This window comes from Telmatospirillum siberiense, from assembly GCF_002845745.1.
Taxonomy (GTDB): Bacteria; Pseudomonadota; Alphaproteobacteria; order Rhodospirillales; family Magnetospirillaceae; genus Telmatospirillum; species Telmatospirillum siberiense.
This window is the reverse complement of the sequence record NZ_PIUM01000007.1, coordinates 68,352-85,092: the sequence shown is the minus strand read 5'-3', so window position 1 is coordinate 85,092 and position 16,741 is coordinate 68,352. Positions and strand designations below refer to the sequence as shown.

The 16,741-nt window shown below is 61.5% G+C and carries 13 protein-coding genes; 5 read left to right on the top strand and 8 right to left on the bottom strand.

Annotated elements, in window-relative coordinates; translation table 11 throughout:
- Positions 1–62: 62 nt before the first annotated feature.
- The 4 genes from CWS72_RS08705 (at position 63) to CWS72_RS08690 (ending at position 3,720) form a co-directional block, all read left to right on the top strand.
- The gene (locus tag CWS72_RS08705; protein ID WP_241911643.1) at positions 63–653 is read left to right on the top strand and encodes an amino acid ABC transporter permease; all 591 of its coding nucleotides are present in this window, start codon (positions 63–65) and stop codon (positions 651–653) included.
- A 221-nt stretch (positions 654–874) separates the two neighbouring features.
- Positions 875–1,903, top strand: a complete 1,029-nt coding sequence (locus CWS72_RS08700) for an ABC transporter substrate-binding protein (protein ID WP_101250203.1) — start codon at positions 875–877, stop codon at positions 1,901–1,903.
- 12 nt (positions 1,904–1,915) lie between these two features.
- The gene (locus CWS72_RS08695; RefSeq protein WP_101250202.1) at positions 1,916–2,926 is read left to right on the top strand and encodes an ABC transporter permease; all 1,011 of its coding nucleotides are present in this window, start codon (positions 1,916–1,918) and stop codon (positions 2,924–2,926) included.
- Complete coding sequence (locus CWS72_RS08690) at positions 2,920–3,720, top strand: ABC transporter ATP-binding protein (RefSeq protein ID WP_101250201.1); 801 nt, start codon at positions 2,920–2,922, stop codon at positions 3,718–3,720. The genes CWS72_RS08695 and CWS72_RS08690 overlap by 7 nt, the downstream gene beginning before the upstream one ends.
- A gap of 45 nt (positions 3,721–3,765) precedes the next feature.
- Here the strand turns inward: CWS72_RS08690 and CWS72_RS28335 are convergent, their stop codons facing one another.
- Positions 3,766–4,518 carry a response regulator transcription factor gene (locus tag CWS72_RS28335; protein ID WP_158240563.1) on the bottom strand — a complete coding sequence of 251 codons (753 nt, stop codon included), beginning with the start codon at positions 4,516–4,518 and terminating at the stop codon, positions 3,766–3,768.
- 194 nt (positions 4,519–4,712) lie between these two features.
- Between CWS72_RS28335 and CWS72_RS08680 the strand changes: the two genes are divergently transcribed.
- A complete protein-coding gene (locus tag CWS72_RS08680) occupies positions 4,713–6,410 on the top strand; it encodes a methyl-accepting chemotaxis protein (RefSeq protein WP_241911642.1) in 1,698 nt (565 codons plus the stop codon).
- 279 nt (positions 6,411–6,689) lie between these two features.
- Here the strand turns inward: CWS72_RS08680 and ltrA are convergent, their stop codons facing one another.
- The 7 genes from ltrA to pflB all read right to left on the bottom strand — a co-directional run bounded on the left by ltrA (position 6,690) and on the right by pflB (position 16,503).
- Entirely contained in the window at positions 6,690–8,015 is a 1,326-nt protein-coding gene (gene ltrA / locus CWS72_RS08675; protein WP_199175598.1) for a group II intron reverse transcriptase/maturase, read from the bottom strand.
- An 803-nt stretch (positions 8,016–8,818) separates the two neighbouring features.
- Positions 8,819–9,208 carry a carboxymuconolactone decarboxylase family protein gene (locus tag CWS72_RS08670; protein ID WP_101250199.1) on the bottom strand — a complete coding sequence of 130 codons (390 nt, stop codon included), beginning with the start codon at positions 9,206–9,208 and terminating at the stop codon, positions 8,819–8,821.
- Positions 9,165–9,572, bottom strand: coding sequence for a MerR family transcriptional regulator (locus CWS72_RS08665; protein ID WP_101250198.1), 408 nt, complete (start codon positions 9,570–9,572; stop codon positions 9,165–9,167). Before CWS72_RS08665 ends, CWS72_RS08670 begins: the two co-directional genes overlap by 44 nt.
- A 193-nt stretch (positions 9,573–9,765) precedes the next feature.
- A complete protein-coding gene (gene pta / locus CWS72_RS08660; protein WP_101250283.1) occupies positions 9,766–11,844 on the bottom strand; it encodes a phosphate acetyltransferase in 2,079 nt (692 codons plus the stop codon).
- A gap of 129 nt (positions 11,845–11,973) precedes the next feature.
- Positions 11,974–13,182, bottom strand: coding sequence for an acetate/propionate family kinase (locus CWS72_RS08655; RefSeq protein ID WP_101250197.1), 1,209 nt, complete (start codon positions 13,180–13,182; stop codon positions 11,974–11,976).
- Between the two features lie 58 nt (positions 13,183–13,240).
- Positions 13,241–14,014 (bottom strand): pyruvate formate-lyase-activating protein, encoded by a 774-nt coding sequence (pflA, locus tag CWS72_RS08650; RefSeq protein ID WP_101250196.1) that lies wholly within the window; start codon positions 14,012–14,014, stop codon positions 13,241–13,243.
- Positions 14,015–14,244: 230 nt separating this feature from the next.
- Positions 14,245–16,503: a formate C-acetyltransferase gene (pflB, locus tag CWS72_RS08645; RefSeq protein ID WP_476718208.1), complete on the bottom strand. Its 2,259-nt coding sequence runs from the start codon at positions 16,501–16,503 to the stop codon at positions 14,245–14,247.
- Positions 16,504–16,741 lie beyond the last annotated feature (238 nt).

The following is a 16,741-nucleotide window of genomic DNA, read 5'->3' as shown; positions in this document are numbered from 1 at the left end:
TCGTTCGGAATCTCGATTATCTGCTTTGGGGGCGCCTGGCGGAAGGTGAGTTGGGGGGGCTCTTGCTGACGGTCATCATGGCCGTCAGTGCCGGCGCCTTGTCTTTGCTGCTCGGCATCACCCTGGCGGTGATCGCCTGGAGATATGCGGCAATCCCCCGCAAGCTTCTATTCCTGTGGGCAGAGCTGATTCGAGGCGTACCGCTCATCTTCGTTATCTTCTGGCTCTATTTTCTTGTGCCGGCGTTGTTCGGCGGCGGCATACCGAATGCGCTTTCGGTAATTCTGGCCCTGGCCTGGTTCAGTTCGGCGGCCATCATGCACAGCGTCCTGGCCGGACTGCAGGCTTTGCCGTGCAGTCAATACGAAGCCGGCATTGCTTCGGGATTCACGGAATTCCAGGTATTACGCTGGATCCTGCTGCCACAGGCGCTGAAAAATCTCATCCCATCATTCGTCGGATTGTTTGCCTCCCTGATCAAGGACACGTCGCTCGCCTTCATCGTCAACGTTCCGGAACTGACCATGGTGGCAAGCCAGGTGAATAGCCGGACACAACTTTTTCCGACCGAAATATTTCTGTCCATCGCGGCTTTGTACTTTATTTTGTGCAGCGTTCTATCATTGATTGCGCGCAGCATCTCCAACAGATGACGGAAGAAAGCGGCGGAAAAACCACGACCGGCGAAACGGCATCCGACACCTTCGGCTCCGTCAGGCGATAGCAGACCATAAATCTACTGATTTAACAGATTTAATTGACTCACATCACCGTGATGCCGTTATATTCCCCCTATGGATTGTTCATCGGGCACTATAAACATAATTTTTATGTTATTTGCCGCGCGGGGACTTGAAGGAAAGGATTCGGCGTCATGGGGACCATTGGCGGAAAATTGCTTGGACGAAACGGCGGGCTGTCGCGGCGCGGCCTTTTAAAGACGGCGGGGGCCGCCGGCCTCGGCCTTTCGACGGGCCTGTTCAGCCCAGCGATTTTGCATGCGGCGGAGCCGAAAAAGATCAAGCTCGCCTGGTTTCCCAACGCCGCCTGCCTGTCGCCGGTGGCCGCCGCGCAGCATCGCGGCATTTTCACCAAGCACAATCTCGACGTTGAATTCGTCAATCTGGCCGGCACCACCGATCAACTTCTCGAAGCCTTGTCGACCGGCAAGGCCGACGCCAGCGTCGGCATGGCGCTGCGCTGGCTGAAACCGCTGGAACAGGGCTTCGACGTCCGCCTGACCACCGGCACCCATGGCGGCTGCCTGCGCCTGCTGGGTTCCAAGGACGCCAAGGTCACCAGCTACGAGAGCCTCAAGGGCAAGACCATCGCCGTCACCGATCAAAGCAGCCCGGCCAAGAATTTCTTTTCCATCGTTCTTTTGAAGCGCGGCATCGACCCCACCCGGGACATCGACTGGCGCCAATATCCCGCCGACCTGCTGCCGCTTGCCGTGGAGAAAGGCGAAGCCCATGCCATCGCCCACCAGGATCCGGACACCTTTCGCTTTCTGAAGAAGACCGATCTGGTCGAAATCGGCACCAATCTCTCGGATGAATATGCCCATCGCGTCTGCTGCGTGCTGGGCATCCGCGGCAGCCTGCTGCGCGAGGATCGTCCGACCGCGGCGGCCATCACCCGGGCCTTGCTGGAGGCGCAGGATCTGACGGCGGCCCACCCGGAACAAACGGCGGAATCCTATGCGCCCTATGTCGCCAACACCAGCCAGGAGGATATCGTCGCCCTCTTGAAGACCCATACCCACGGCGAACATGCTCTGGGCCCGGTCCTGCGCCATCAACTCGCCCAATACACCGATGAATTGAAGCTCGTCTCCGTGATCCGGCCGACCACCGATTCGGTGAAGTTCGCCGAGAAGATCACCGAGGATGTTCTCTCGTGAGGAGGTTTTAACGTGGACGCCACGATCGAAAGCACGACGACGCTGGCCCCGGACCAGGTCGCCTCATCCGAAGACGCCCCGCCTCGTCTTTGGCTTGGGGGGCTCGGCGCCGGAATCGCCTGGCTGGCAGCCGCCTTGGTGGTCGAGTTCTGGCCCAATTTCGATGATTGGGCCTATACCACCGAGTTGGCCTCCGCCGCCGGCGCCCTGGGTGGCGGACTGCTGTTCGCGAGCGTCGCCGGGCGCCGTCTGCCGGGCATCGACCGCCTGCGCTCCCTGGCGCCATGGCTAGTGGCATTGGCGCTGTTGTTGACCTCCTGGGAAATTTTCACGGCCAAACTCAATCTGCTGCCCAGACCCTTCTTCGCTCCGCCGCAAGCCTTTCTGGAGGTCTATTTCGAGGACTGGCGCCGGCTCGGCGAATGCGTCATCCGCTCGCTTCTGTTGCTGGCTCCCGGCTTTTTCATCGGCGCCGCGCTCGGCTTCGCCTCGGGGGTGGCCCTGGGCTGGTCCCGCATCGCCGGCTATTGGGGACATCCCATTCTGCGGCTGATCGGTCCATTGCCCGCCATCGCCTGGCTGCCCATCGCCTTTTTCGCCTTCCCCTCCAGTTGGAGCGCCAGCGTTTTCCTGATCGCCCTGGCCTCGGGCATTCCGGTGGCCATCCTGACCTGGTCCGGCGTCGCCGGCGTCAACAGCGCCTTCTACGACATCGCGCGCACCTTGGGCGCCAGTCAACGTTTCCTGGTGCTGAAGGTGGCGGTCCCGGCAGCCATGCCACACGTCTTCGTCGGCCTGTTCATGGGCTTGGCGTCCTCGTTCTCGGTACTGGTCGTCGCCGAGATGATGGGGGTCAAGGCCGGCCTCGGCTGGTATCTGCAATGGGCTCAGGGCTGGGCGGCCTACGGCAATATGTACGCGGCCCTTCTGGTGATGGCCGTGATGTGCTCGGGCCTCGTCACGCTGCTGTTCAAGATCCGTGACCGGCTTCTGGCTTGGCAGAAAGGATTACTGCGATGGTAAGCGCCGCCGCGCGCCGGTTGGACGCGCCCGATAACGCCGAAGGAATGCGGCTCGACTTCCTTGGCGTCAACCATGCGTTCGCTCTCGAAGACCGGCCGCTGCCGGTTCTCGAACAGATCCGGTTCAACGTGGAGCCTGGTGAGTTCGTCGCCCTCCTGGGGCCGAGCGGCTGCGGAAAATCCACCTTGCTGCGCCTGGTCGCCGGACTGGAACCGCCGACCCAGGGGCAGATCCTCGAGGACGGACGGCCCATTACCGGTCCGGATCCCTCGCGCGTGGTGGTTTTCCAGGATCCCACCCTTTTTCCCTGGCGAACGGTCCGCGACAATGTCGCGCTGGGCCCGGAAGCCCAGGGACTTTTGAAAAGCCATAGAACGCGCATCGACGATGCCCTGGCTCTGGTCGGCTTATCCGGATTCGCCAAGGCCTATCCCCACCAGTTGTCGGGCGGCATGGCCCAGCGCGTGGCCCTGGCCCGCGCTCTGGTCAACGATCCCCGGCTGTTGATCCTCGACGAACCGCTGGGCAAGCTCGATTCCCTCACCCGAATCAGCATGCAGGGAGAACTGGTCGAGTTGTGGCAACGCTCGGGCTTCACCACCCTGCTGGTCACCCACGACATCGAGGAAGCGCTGTTCATGGCGACAAGAGTGATCGTCTTCAGCGAACGGCCGGCCCGGGTGAAGGCCGACATTCCGATCGACCGGCCTTACCCCCGCCACCGCGGCGACCCCAAGCTGGTCGAACTGCGGCGGCACCTGCTGGAACTGTTGGGCCTGGCCCAGACCTGGTAACATCACGTCTCGATGAGGGGATGGGGCATTGCCTCCGTCCCTTCGTCAGGGATGAATCAGGCCGAACGTCAGGGCTTTCACCAGCGCCTGCTCATTCGTGCGGGCCCCCAGCTTGTCCCGCGCATTCTTCAAATGAAAACTGACGGTCCATTCGGAAATGCCTAAACGACAGGCTATGATGTCGAGGCGCAACCCCGACGCCAGCCAATGAAGGCTCTCGATTTCCCGGTTTGTCAGAATGGGCGCCTCCTGCCGCCGCTCGGCTTCCAGACCGGCCGAAACACGCATGGCGAGCGCCGTGGCAATGCTGATGAGATCGGCGCCGTGCTCCCAGGCCAACCCAGACAACTCCCTTGCCGAAAGGGAGGAGTATAAGGAAACGATGGCATGATCATCTGGAGAGCCACCCCAGAATGGAATGAAGAAATTCGATTTAAAACCGGACGCATCTATTTCTTCAAAAAACTCAAGTAATCTTTCATCTTTAATATAAAGAAGACCAATACCGCTCCCCCAGGGAAATAATGAGAAATGCCTTTTTTTCATTATTTCAAAGGCCACGGTTCCATTCGGATTTTCGTCCGCCACTTCCAACCACAACCGCCCCAAGGCGGGATCCGTACTGCTGAAAATACGCCGTCTCGGCCGATCAAATGGCGCGATGACGATGGAAAGCGCCTTCACTGAATAATATTTTTCAATGTGCAGATTAATTGCATTAATAGCGCCGTCACAATTTTTTGATGCGGATATCACCTCGATAAGATCAAGCAGAATCTGCTGCTGCCCATCTATCATGCGACGTTTCCTCGTCGTCATCATTTCACTATCTCATCAAAAAATTAGATCAATTTTTTTCATAAATCAACTTACCTCCAAGGATTCTTGGGGTTGTCCTTTTTTGATCGAAAATGTCATACCAGATGGAGTAGCGATTTTCCTTCATTCAGAAAAATCGCCTTTAATTAAAATTAATTTCTGGACATCCGCTCATGACGCTTGGTGACCTTCAGATTAATATTAAGATCATGATCGCCATTGCGGTCATTGCCGTCATTTCTATCATTGGTAGTATTTATGGCGGCCGGCAAATCATCCATGTCCAGGAGACCTTCTCCGACATCATCGCCCATGAGGAGGCGGTGAAGCTGACCAACGCGCGTGCGGCCCGCTTCGTGACGGCCTATATGCGCGACATCTACTCCCTGGTGATGGAAACGACCACCGAGGGCAACGCCAAGGCCAAGGCGCGGGTCGAGGCGACGGAAAAGGAGCTTTGGGCCAGGGAGAAGGAAGTGTTCGACCTCCTTCCGAATTACCGAGAGGAGGTCGAGCGGGCCTATGCCCCATCCCGCGCCGGCATCGAAGCCTGCAGACCGGTTGTGAAGGCGGCCGCCGAGGCCACAACCGCCGAAGACATCGCGCAGGTCGGGCTTCGCATGAAAACCGAGTGTGAACCGAAGCTCTCGGAGGCGCAGGGCAGCCTCACCAAACTGACCAACACCCTTATTGCCGGTGCCGACCGGCGGGCCTCGGACGCGTCCAATACCGCCCGGGACACCTCCACCCTGCTGCTCGCGGGCAATGTGGCCGGCTTGTTCCTGGGGATCGCCCTCATGCTGTGGATTGTCCGCAGCGGCATCACCAAACCACTGGCCATACTCGGCAAGGAGATGGAAAACCTGGCCGGAGGCCGCCTCGACACGAACATCGAGGGCACCGCCAGGAAAGACGAGGTCGGCCAGATGGCCCGGACCGTGCAGGTGTTCAAGGAGAACGCCCTGCGCATCAAGGAAATGGAGCGCGAACAGGGGGAAGCCGCGGCGAGGGCCGAGGCCGAACGCAAACGCGCCATGCTCGCCATGGCGGATTCGTTCGAAAGTTCGGTGATGGGGCTGGTCAAGGGCGTTTCGACGCAGGCGACCGAGATGCAGGCAACCGCCCAGAGCCTGGCGGCGGGGGCCCAGCAGGCCTCGGGACAGGCGACGACGGTCGCGGCCGGCGCCCAGCAGGCCTCGGCGAATGTTCAGACCGTCGCCTCCGCCACCGAAGAACTTTCTTCCTCCATCTCCGAAATCAACCGTCAGGTGGCCGAGGCCGCGAGAATTTCCGCCACGGCGTCCGAGGAGACCTCCTCCACCAACATCCGGGTGGAAGGCCTGGCCAAGGCCGCCGACAAGATCGGCGAGGTGGTCCAATTGATCAACGACATCGCCAGCCAGACCAACCTTCTGGCGCTCAACGCCACCATCGAGGCGGCGCGCGCCGGCGACGCCGGCAAGGGCTTCGCCGTCGTCGCCGGCGAGGTGAAGAACCTGGCCAACCAGACCGGCAAGGCCACCGAGGAAATCTCCGGTCAGATCACCGCGGTCCAGGAGGAAACGAAACGCACGGTGGAAGCCATCCGCACCATCGGATCGATCATCGAGCAAGTCCGCCAAATTTCATCGGGAATTGCCTCCGCCGTCGAGCAGCAAGGCGCGGCCACGCAGGAAATCGCCCGGAATGTCCAGCAGGCGGCTCAGGGCACCCAGGACGTCTCGCAAAACGTCGTGGGAATTTCAGAGGCCACCAACAATGCGGTGGCGGGTTCCCAGCAAGTGCTGAACGCCGCGGGCGAACTTGCCCAAAACTCGGAGACCATGCGCCTTGAGGTCACCCGGTTCCTGGATGGCGTCAGAGCCGGATGACCTTTGGGTCTCTTTGATGAGAGCGGAAAAGCGCGTCGTTCACGAGCCAGCAACGGACAATCCCCCGGTGGCACCGGCATCCTTGCCCATAAGCGCTGGCATAAGAAAAATACCCCCTCGCCCCTTGCGGGCGAGGGTTAAGCTAGGGCGTGTCCTCAATTGCGTCTTGCATGAGAAATTTTCTTGTAAAAACAACGGTAGGGGTAGGGAAGTTTCCTCCCCTCCCTCCGAACCGTGCGTGCGGTTCTCCCGCACACGGCTCTCCAGTCGTTGGTTTCCTCATCGGGAGTGTCTCGCTTGAGCAAAGGCTGTATTGAGGGTGAAGAGACCTTTCCCCGCGAAGAAGGCGTTGGGCCAGCGCTGATGGTCGGCTTTGCAGCGTCCGATGCCGGGCCGCTTATCGTGCTTTCGCAGGATCGCGCGCAGCCGTCGCCGGACGAAGCCGTCGATGAAGCCGAATACTCCGGGTGTGGCGTGTTTAAAGTAGCCGAACCACCCTCTCAGCATCGGATTGAGGTCGGCAATGATCCGTTCCAGGCTGTCACCCCTGCTACGGATCGTCCGGCTCCTCAATTTGTCCTTGATCGCCTTCAGGCTCTTCTTGCGCACAAGTCGCTGACCCGCTTCGAACCGATAGCCAAGGAAGTCAAATCCTTGTCCCGGTTGCCGGCTATCGCCGACCCGAGTCTTGTCCGGGTGGAGCGTCAGGCCGTTAGCCGTGACCCACGCCTCGACTTGGCGAAGGGCGGCCATGGCCTCGTCTTGCGTCCGACAGAGGATCACGAAGTCGTCGGCATATCGCACCATCTTGCGACCGCTTTGCTCCATCAGGAGGTCCAGCGGGTGCAGGTAGATGTTGGAGAGCAGCGGCGAGATCACGGCCCCTTGCGGGGTTCCCGTCGTCGGCGTCCAACTCGTCATGCCCTTCATGATGTCCTGTTGAAGAAAGCTCTTGAGCAACGCCAGGACGACCCCGTCGCTGATCAGGATCTCCACCTGGGCCATGAGTTGTTCGTGCGGAATGGTGTCGAAGTAGCTCTTGAGGTCCGCGTCCACCACGTAGTGGAAGCCTTCCCTCAAAAGTTGGTCGACTTTCCGCAACGCATCCTTGCAGCTTCGTCCCGGACGGAAGCCGTAGCTGCCGGAGCGGAAGTTCACTTCAAAGATAGGCTCCATGACCATTTTGAGAGCCGTCTGTACGATCCGATCCTTGACCGTTGGGATCCCGAGCGGACGGGTGTGCCCGTCAGCCTTGGGGATTTCCACCCGTTTGACCGGGCTCGGCCGATAGCTACCGTCCTTCAAAGCGATGTGAAGTTCCAGCAGATATCGATCCGCTTGGTCCGCGAATCGTTCGATGCCTTGGCCATCCACGCCAGCCGCACCCTTGTTCCGCGCAACTTTCCGCCACGCGGCATCCAAGGTTGTCGGCCGGATGACCTTGTCTATCAGGCTGAACCATTTGCCTCCGTTGACGCCGTTGACCAGCGCCGACACCATGCGATCCGTCCAGATCGAAGCTTCCGCCCACCACCATTTCGGGTCGCGGGGTTCTGTCTCTTGTTTAGCCCTCGCGGGCACTTCCGAGTCTACGTCTTGCTGCATTCCGGGCTTCTCGCATCCAACTTCCTGCCCCCCTTCCCTACGGGCGGCTTTGCTACCCGCCCCTCTCACCGCAGATGCGGCACCAGTACTATGAGGGTTCCGACTCCTGCCGGTCTCACCCAGACCGACAGGTCTCTCCGCTTACTCCGCTTTGCCTTCCCGGCATTCCGACCTCAACCACGCAATCTGTCCGCTGGTCGCTTTATCAGTCGCATCAGCGCCAACAATTCTTTCCAGGCTTCGCCATGAATGAGCAGGCTCGCCACAGCATCACGCCGAAACAGGTTCGTTATCCTACGGACTGCCGATTCACCTCCAGTTGCTCCCCACCCCGCCTCGCGGCGACGCAGTTACTTTCGATTACGAAGCCGCGACCGACTCCGACACGGACTTACACCGTGCAGACAAAGCGTCCTCACGGACGCACTCATTCCCGCACAGGCGGGAATCCAGACTCTTACGTGCGTAAGCACGGAAACAGAGTCATCCCGCCGCGGACGCGGCTCTGAGCCTGGATTCCCGCCTTCGCGGGAATGACGGCAGTCCCAACTGAGGACACGCCCTAGGGCGTGTCCTCAGTTGCCGGGATATCGTGCTGATGGCCCCAAAAACCGTCATGGCCGTGCTCGACACGGCCATCCACGTGGTGGGAGCGAACGGCGGAGACTTGTTCGGGGGCGTGGATGCCCGGCTCAAGGCCGGGCATGACGTCTTTTGATTGAATCGCCAAACCAAAATACCGGAAGAGCGGTAAATGACGACACGCCCTAGCGCATATGGGCATCCTTGCCGGTGCCACGCTTTTATCCACGGCGGGCGAAGACCTCCTTGGCGGCGAAGAGGCCATTGAGCGCGGCCGGAAAACCGGCATAGACGGCCATCTGCATGATGATCTCGGTGATTTCCTCGCGGGTCAGGCCGACGTTCAGGCCCGCCTCGATATGGACCTTCAACTGGGGACTGGCGTTTCCCATCGCCGTCAACGCGGCGATGGTGGAGATCTCGCGACTCCGCAGATCGAGGCCCGGCCGACAGTAGATATCGCCGAAGGGAAATTCGAACAGGTAGGTCGCGAAATCGGGAGCGATATCGGCCAGCGCGGCGACGACGTTGTGTCCGGCCTCTCCGTCTATTTCGGCGAGCGCGCGCTTACCGCGTTCCAGGCGGCTTTCGTTGGTGGGCTGTTGCGTCATTGTCCATCATCCTCTGTTCCGTGCCGGCATAGCCGGCGATTTTGGTGTCAAGGACGAGAAGGCTGGCCTGCAGTTCGGCAAGATGGTGGCGGACGTGTTCGCGATGCCGTTCCAGGAGCTCCCGGCGCTCCGCCTCCGTGCCTTTGCCCCGCGCCCGCAAGGCGGCATAGCGGAGCATTTCCCTGATCGGCATCCCGGTCGTCTTCAGGCGTCCGAGAAATTCGATCCAGACCAGGATGGAGGCATCGTAATCGCGTTGGCGGGAGCGGTCCCGGTCGGCATAAGGCAGCAGCCCGATCCGTTCATAATAACGGATGGTATGAGCCGACAGTCCCGAACGCTTCGCCAGTTCACCGATCTTCATGACAGCCTTCTTTCGTCACGACGCAATCGAGGCTAGGGGTTCGAGCGCACTCGAAGTCAATAGGGTTTCCGGAGGCCGGCCACAAAAGCGAACGGCGCCGCGTTTCAAGGCGGCGCCGTCGAATACCTACTCTCGGTGATCTGACCCGATCACCTCTGCCCTCAATCGCCGGGCGGGTTTCCCCGCCGTCGCGTCAGACCGCCTGAATGGCGGTCAGGGCGATGGTGTAGACGATGTCGTCGACCAGGGCGCCGCGCGACAGATCGTTCACCGGCTTGCGCAGGCCCTGCAGCATCGGGCCGACGCTGACCACGTTGGCCGAACGCTGCACCGCCTTGTAGGTGGTGTTGCCGGTGTTGAGGTCGGGGAAGACGAAGACGTTCGCCCGGCCCGCCACCTTGCTGTCCGGCGCCTTCTGGCGGCCGACGCTCTCGACGCTCGCCGCATCGTACTGGATCGGACCGTCGATCAGCAGATCGGGGCACTTCTCGCGGGCGATGCGGGTGGCTTCGCGCACCTTCTCGACATCGTCGCCGACGCCCGAGGTGCCCGTCGAATAGGAGATCATCGCCACCCGGGGCTCGACACCGAAGGCCTTGGCGGAACCGGCCGACTGGATGGCGATGTCGGCCAACTGCTCGGCCGACGGGTTGGGGTTGATGGCGCAGTCGCCGTAGACCAGCACCTGATCGGGCATCAGCATGAAGAACACCGAGGAGACGATGCTCTGCCCCGGCGCCGTTTTGATCAGTTGCAGGGCCGGGCGGACGGTGCTGGCCGTCGTATGCACGGCGCCGGAAACCAGGCCGTCGACCTCGCCCACCGCCAGCATGACGGTACCCAGGACCACGGTGTCCTCAAGCTGGGCGGACGCCTGCTGCGGCGTCAGACCCTTGGATTTGCGCATCTCGACCATCGGCGCGACATAGTTCTCGCGAATCTTCTCCGGGTCGAGAATCTCGATGTCGGCCGGTAGGGTCAAACCCTGGGCGTCGGCCACCTGGCGGATCCGGGTGGGATCGCCCAGAAGGACGCAGTGGGCCAAGCCCTTTTCATGACAGATGACGGCGGCCTGCAGAGTACGCGGCTCGTCGCCTTCCGGCAGAACCACCCGCTTATTGGCCTGCTTGGCCAGTTGCACCAGCCGATTGCGGAAGGCCGGCGGCGGCATCTTGAGTTCGCGCGGTTCGCCGATCTTCTGCTTCAGAGGCGCCGTCGTCACATGTTCGGAAATATACTCGATGACCTGCTCCATCCGCTCGGCGTCATCGCCGCCCACATGGCTGGACAGGTTGGCCAGCCGGGCCGTCGTGGCATAGGTGTCGAGTTCGGAGGAAAGGATCGGCAAACCGCTCAGCCAGTTGGCCGGAATCAGCGAGGCGATGGATTGCGGCATCTGCTCGCCGCAGGTCAGCAGCAGGCCGGCCAGCGGCACGCCGCGCAAAGAGGCCAGCGCCGTGGCCAGAACGATGTCGCTGCGATCGCCGGGGGTCACCACCAGGGCGCCGGGACGCAGCCGGTCGACCATGTTCTCGACGGAACGCGCGGCGACGACGATTTCATGGACACGGCTCGCCAGATTGCCCGAACGTTCCACCTTGAGGCCGAGACCATTGACCAGATCGAGCAGACGGGGCGCGTTGAGGCGCGGCGAGAAAGGCACGGCGGCGAGCAGCGGCACACCGCCGTCGATGCGGGCCAGATCCTCGCGCAACCGCTCGCCCTTGGCGCCTTCGGGCAGCTTGTTGATGAGAATGCCGGCGAAGGGCTGCCCGCCGACACCGAACTGACGCTGGGCCAGGGCGATATGCTCGGCCAGATCATGGGCGTCGCGATGGGCGGCGGAAATCACCGGAATCAGATTGGCCGACAGGCTGCGGGCCATTTCGGCATTGAGCAGCGAGGCGATTTGCAGATCGGTATTGGGGATCAGACCTTCGATGACCACCACGTCGTTGCGCGCACGGACGGTTTCGACCAGCGCGACCACGTCCTCCAGCAACGCCGACAACTGGCCCTGCCGGACCATTTCCTCGGCATGGGCGAAGGTGATCGGCTCGCAGGTGTCGATGTGGCAAAGGCTCTTGGCGAAGGTGGTGGACAGGTCGACCTCTCCCTCGGCCGCTTCCGGCTGGGAGATCGGCTTGATGAAGCCGACGTCGATGCCGTCGCGCTGGAGGGCGCGCACCAGGCCCAAGGCCATCGAGGTCAGGCCCACGTCGTGTGCCATCGGGGCAAGGAAAAAAGAACGTTGATTCGAATTCTGGCCCATGTCGTTCACTCCCCCGGCTCTCTCATCCGGGCGTTTTCAAACAGTCAACATTTCGGATCGAAGACGGATTCCGCCGATCCGGCGGAAAAGTAAAGGGCGATGGCCACCGCCATCGCCCTTTGAAGATCGTCAGTGGGCGGCCACCAGGCCGGCCAGCTCGGCGGCATCGCGGGCGATCATCCATTCCTCGTTGGTGGGGATCACCACGGCGAGGGGGCCCTTGCCCTTGCTGATCACGCCGGATTTGCCGCGAATGGTCGCTTCGTTGGCGGCATCATCGAGCGCGATGCCGAACACATGCAGGCGATCGATGGTCAGCTTGCGCACCGTCGAAGAATTTTCGCCGATACCGCCGGTGAAGACGACGGCGTCGAGACGCGGCAGCGAGGTGGCGAGGCCGCCGATGTGGCGGGCCAGACGATGGACGAAGACGTCGAGGGCTTTCTTCGCCCCGTCATGGCCCTCGGCCGCGGCGCCCTCGATGGCGCGCATGTCGTTGGACAGCTCGGAAATGCCGAGAAGACCGCTTTTCTTGTTCAGCACATTGTCCATCTCGTTGATGTCCCAGCCGGCATTGCGGGCCAGATGGATCAAGGCGCCGGGATCGACGTCGCCGGAGCGGGTGCCCATGACCAGACCTTCCAGCGGGGTCATGCCCATGGTGGTATCGACGCTCTTGCCGTTCAGCACGGCCGTGGCCGAACCGCCGTTGCCCAGATGCGCGATGACCAGGCCATGGTCTTCGGGATCGAGCTTGAGCAGGCGAACGGCCTCTTCCGCGACGAAGCGGTGGCTAGTGCCGTGGAAGCCGTAGCGGCGGACGCCATGCTCGCGATAGAGCGCCATCGGCAACGCGTAGAGATAGGCGGCCGGCGGCATGGTCTGGTGGAAAGCGGTATCGAAGACCACGACCTGGGGGATCTCCGGCATTTTCGCCAACGCCGTGCGGATGCCCAGCAGATTGGCCGGATTATGCAGCGGCGCCAGATTGTTGTGCGCCTCGATCTCGGCCAGGATGGCCTGGTTGACCACCACCGAGGCCTTGAAGGCCTCGCCGCCGTGCACCATGCGATGGCCGACGGCCTTGACCGAGGTCAGCCAATCATGTTCGGCGAGAATGCGCAGCAGAACGTCGAGCGCGGCCGCATGCCCCTGACCGTTCAACTGCTCGGTCGTCTTGGCATCGTTGATCTTCGCGGTGATACGGGCATCCGCCTCGCCCAGACACTCGGCCAGGCCGGACATCAGGGGCGTCTGCTCACCAGCGGGAAACAGGGCAAACTTCAAGGAGGAGCTGCCGCAATTGATCACGAGGATCAAGGATCCATTCTTCGTCATGACTTATCCCAAAAAAATAAATGCATCATAAGGGGGAGAGTACGAACGCCTAATCAGATCAGGTCACAAAAAGCCCGCGCGACGCGAACAGGCTTCTGGCCTGCTGGACTTGGTCTTGCGTCGGCGTTGGGGTTCCCGCCAAGGGATAGGTCAACCCCAGGCTCTCCCACTTGTGCGCACCCATCTGGTGGAAAGGCAAAACCTCGACCCGCTCCACCGCCGGACCGAGTGATACCACGAAATCGGCTAACTTGAGAATATCCACACTTTTATCGGTGATATCAGGGACCAGAACATAACGAATCCACATCTTTTTGCCAAGCCGAACCAGGCGCTGGGCGAAATCCAGGGTCGGCTGCACCGGATGACCGGTCAGGGCGAGATGCTTTTCGGGATCGATCTGTTTGATGTCGAGAAGGACCAGATCGACAGGGTCGAACCAGTCGTCGGCCACGTTGCCCGCCAGGAAGCCCTGGGTGTCGAGCGCCGTGTGCAAGCCCAATTCCGATTTTATCTTGGAAAACAAGGTTCCGACGAAGGGCGCCTGCATCAGGGGCTCGCCGCCCGAGATGGTGACGCCGCCGGCGATTTTCAGGAAGCCGGCGTAGGGGCGAACTTCCGCCAAGGCCTCGTCGAGCGTCACCTGGCGGCCGTTGTGCAGCTTCCAGGTGTCGGGGTTATGGCAATATTGACAGCGGAACTGACAGCCCGAAACGAAGAACACGAAGCGCATGCCCGGTCCGTCGACCGCCGCCCCCGATTCCACCGAGTGGAGATAGCCCACCGGCGCTTGAACCAGATCTGGGGAGGCCGTCGACGAGACCGCGACCATGGCTTCGTGTCCTTTTATACCAATTCTCGGTGATCGAAACCGATCACCGAGCCCTCAATCGCCGGGCGGGATACTCCGTATCCCTGGGCTTCGCGCCAACGCCCTGTGCGCTTCGCGCACATTCGCGATAATTGCCGGCAAGGCCGGCGGGGCGCGGGCCCTCAATGGGCCAGACCAAGTCTCGATGCGTCATCCTCATCGAGACTTGGTCTTAATCTTTCAGAAGGCGTTCACACCTTCTCGTGGAAGGTGCGGCTGATCACGTCGAGCTGCTGTTCGCGAGTCAGCTTGACGAAGTTAACAGCATAGCCGGAAACGCGCACGGTCAACTGCGGATAAAGCTCGGGATGATCCATGGCATCCACAAGGGTATCGCGGTTGAACACGTTGACGTTGACGTGATGCCCACCGGCGGCCGAGAAAGCGTCCAGGCAATTGGCCAGGTTCTTCTGGCGTTCTTCCGGCAGATGGCCGAGAGCGCCCGGCGTGGCCGAAGCGGTCCAGCTGATGCCGTCGACGGCCGAGCAATAGGGCAGCTTGGCGACGGAAGCGCCCGCGGCCACGAAACCCTTCACGTCGCGCCCGTTCATCGGGTTGGCACCCGGGGCAAACGGCGTGCCGCCGCGGCGGCCGTCCGGCGTGTTGCCGGTCTTCTTGCCATAGACGACGTTCGAGGTGATGGTCAGCACCGACTGGGTCGGCAGGGCGTTGCGATAGAAGCTGGGCTGCGCCTTGATCTTCTCCATGAAGGTCTCGGTCAGCCACACGGCGATGGAGTCGGCACGGTCGTCGTTGTTGCCGTAGGCCGGATAGTCGCCCTCGATCTTGTAATCGACGGCCAGGCCCTTGTCGTCGCGGATCACATGCACCTTGGCATGCTTGATGGCCGACAGCGAATCTGCCGCCACCGACAGGCCGGCGATGCCGCAAGCCATGGTGCGCAGGATGTCGCGGTCGTGCAGGGCCATCTCGATCCGCTCATAGGCGTATTTGTCGTGCGAATAATGGATGCAGTTGAGCGCCTTGACATAGGTCGCGGCCAACCAATCCATCATCTTGTCGTACTTGGCGACGACCTCGTCATAGTCCAGCACGTCCGCCGTGATCGGCTCGAAGCCCTTGGCCACCTTGGCGCCCGACTTCTCGTCGACGCCGCCATTGATTGCGTAAAGCAGAGCCTTGGCCAGATTGGCGCGCGCTCCGAAGAACTGCATCTGCTTGCCGATGCGCATGGCGGAGACGCAGCAGGCGATGCCGTAATCGTCGCCCCACTGCGGACGCATGACGTCGTCGTTTTCGTACTGGATCGCGCTGGTGTCGATCGAGACCTTGGCGCAGAAGGCCTTGAACGCCTCCGGCAGCCTGGTGCTCCACAACACGGTGAGGTTCGGCTCGGGGGCCGGCCCGACATTGTAGAGGGTGTGAAGGATACGGAAGCTGTTCTTGGAGACCAGCGGACGGCCGTCCTCGCCGATGCCGCCGATGGATTCGGTCACCCAAGTGGGATCGCCCGAGAACAGGGTGTCATATTCGGGAGTGCGCAGGAAACGGACGATGCGGAGCTTGATCACCAGATCGTCGATCATCTCCTGGGCCTGTTCCTCGGTCAGGACGCCGGCTGCCAGATCGCGCTCGATATAGATGTCGAGGAAGGTGGAGATGCGGCCGATCGACATGGCGGCGCCGTTCTGTTCCTTGACGGCGGCCAGATAGCCGAGATAGGTCCATTGGATCGCCTCGCGGGCGTTGTCGGCCGGGCGGGACAGGTCGAAACCGTATTTGGCGCCCATCTCGCGCAGCTCGTCGAGCGCGCGGAACTGTTCGGACAGCTCTTCGCGCAGACGCAGCACGTCTTCGGAGAAGACCGCCTCGTCCAGCTCATGGAACTCGCGCTGCTTTTCCTCGCGCAGGAAGTTGGTGCCGTAAAGGGCGACGCGGCGATAGTCGCCGATAATGCGGCCACGGCCGTAAGCGTCGGGCAGGCCGGTGATCACCGCCGATTTGCGGGCCGCCAGGATGTCCGGGGTATACATGTCGAAGACGCCGGAATTGTGATCCTTGCGATACTTATGCCAGATCTCTTCGATTTCGGCGTCGAGCTTGAAGCCATAAGCCTCGAGGCCGCCCTTGACCATGCGCAGTCCGCCGTTCGGGAAAATGGCGCGCTTCAGGGGGGCATCGGTCTGCAGGCCGACGATGATCTCGTTGGCGCGATCGATATAGCCGGCGTCATGCGCGGTGATCGAGGTCGGCACCAGGGAAACGTCGAGGACGCCCTTGGCCCGTTCCTGTTTCAGGAATTCGCCCAGCGTCTGCCACAGCTTCAAGGTCCGTTCGGTGGCCCCCGCCAGGAAGGAACCGTCGCCCAGATAAGGCGTATAGTTCTTCTGAATGAAGTCGCGGACATCGACACGGGTCTTCCACGCGTCGCCGGCGAAGTCCCGCCAGGGATTGACCGAAAGAGAGGTCTGGGAAACGGCAGTCATCATGAACTCCTAATTCATCTCGCCTTCGAGGGGGGGCTGCAATGACATGGACAACGGGGTTCAAGCCTGTCTGGCCGGGCAAGGTCTTATTCGGAAGCCGGCACCGCGACAGCAAAACCTGCGCTTGCGTGTCCCATCACCACTTTCGTCCAAAAGCGTGAAATCACCTTACTCCGGGTACGGACTAGGCTGGGGGGCTTTCCGGGGAGTGGCCGAATGGGGGAGTGAACGGCGAAATGCG

Excerpts from the sequence above, each read along its gene's own strand:
- CWS72_RS08700 (WP_101250203.1), top strand. The coding sequence starts at position 875 with ATGGGGACCATTGGCGGAAAATTGCTTGGACGAAACGGCGGGCTGTCG.
- CWS72_RS08655 (WP_101250197.1), bottom strand. The coding sequence starts at position 13,182 with ATGACGAAGAATGGATCCTTGATCCTCGTGATCAATTGCGGCAGCTCC.
- CWS72_RS08680 (WP_241911642.1), top strand. The coding sequence starts at position 4,713 with ATGACGCTTGGTGACCTTCAGATTAATATTAAGATCATGATCGCCATT.
- pta (WP_101250283.1), bottom strand. The coding sequence starts at position 11,844 with ATGGGCCAGAATTCGAATCAACGTTCTTTTTTCCTTGCCCCGATGGCA.
- pflB (WP_476718208.1), bottom strand. The coding sequence starts at position 16,503 with ATGATGACTGCCGTTTCCCAGACCTCTCTTTCGGTCAATCCCTGGCGG.
- CWS72_RS08670 (WP_101250199.1), bottom strand. The coding sequence starts at position 9,208 with ATGACGCAACAGCCCACCAACGAAAGCCGCCTGGAACGCGGTAAGCGC.
- pflA (WP_101250196.1), bottom strand. The coding sequence starts at position 14,014 with ATGGTCGCGGTCTCGTCGACGGCCTCCCCAGATCTGGTTCAAGCGCCG.
- CWS72_RS08690 (WP_101250201.1), top strand. The coding sequence starts at position 2,920 with ATGGTAAGCGCCGCCGCGCGCCGGTTGGACGCGCCCGATAACGCCGAA.
- CWS72_RS28335 (WP_158240563.1), bottom strand. The coding sequence starts at position 4,518 with ATGATAGATGGGCAGCAGCAGATTCTGCTTGATCTTATCGAGGTGATA.
- CWS72_RS08665 (WP_101250198.1), bottom strand. The coding sequence starts at position 9,572 with ATGAAGATCGGTGAACTGGCGAAGCGTTCGGGACTGTCGGCTCATACC.
- ltrA (WP_199175598.1), bottom strand. The coding sequence starts at position 8,015 with ATGCAGCAAGACGTAGACTCGGAAGTGCCCGCGAGGGCTAAACAAGAG.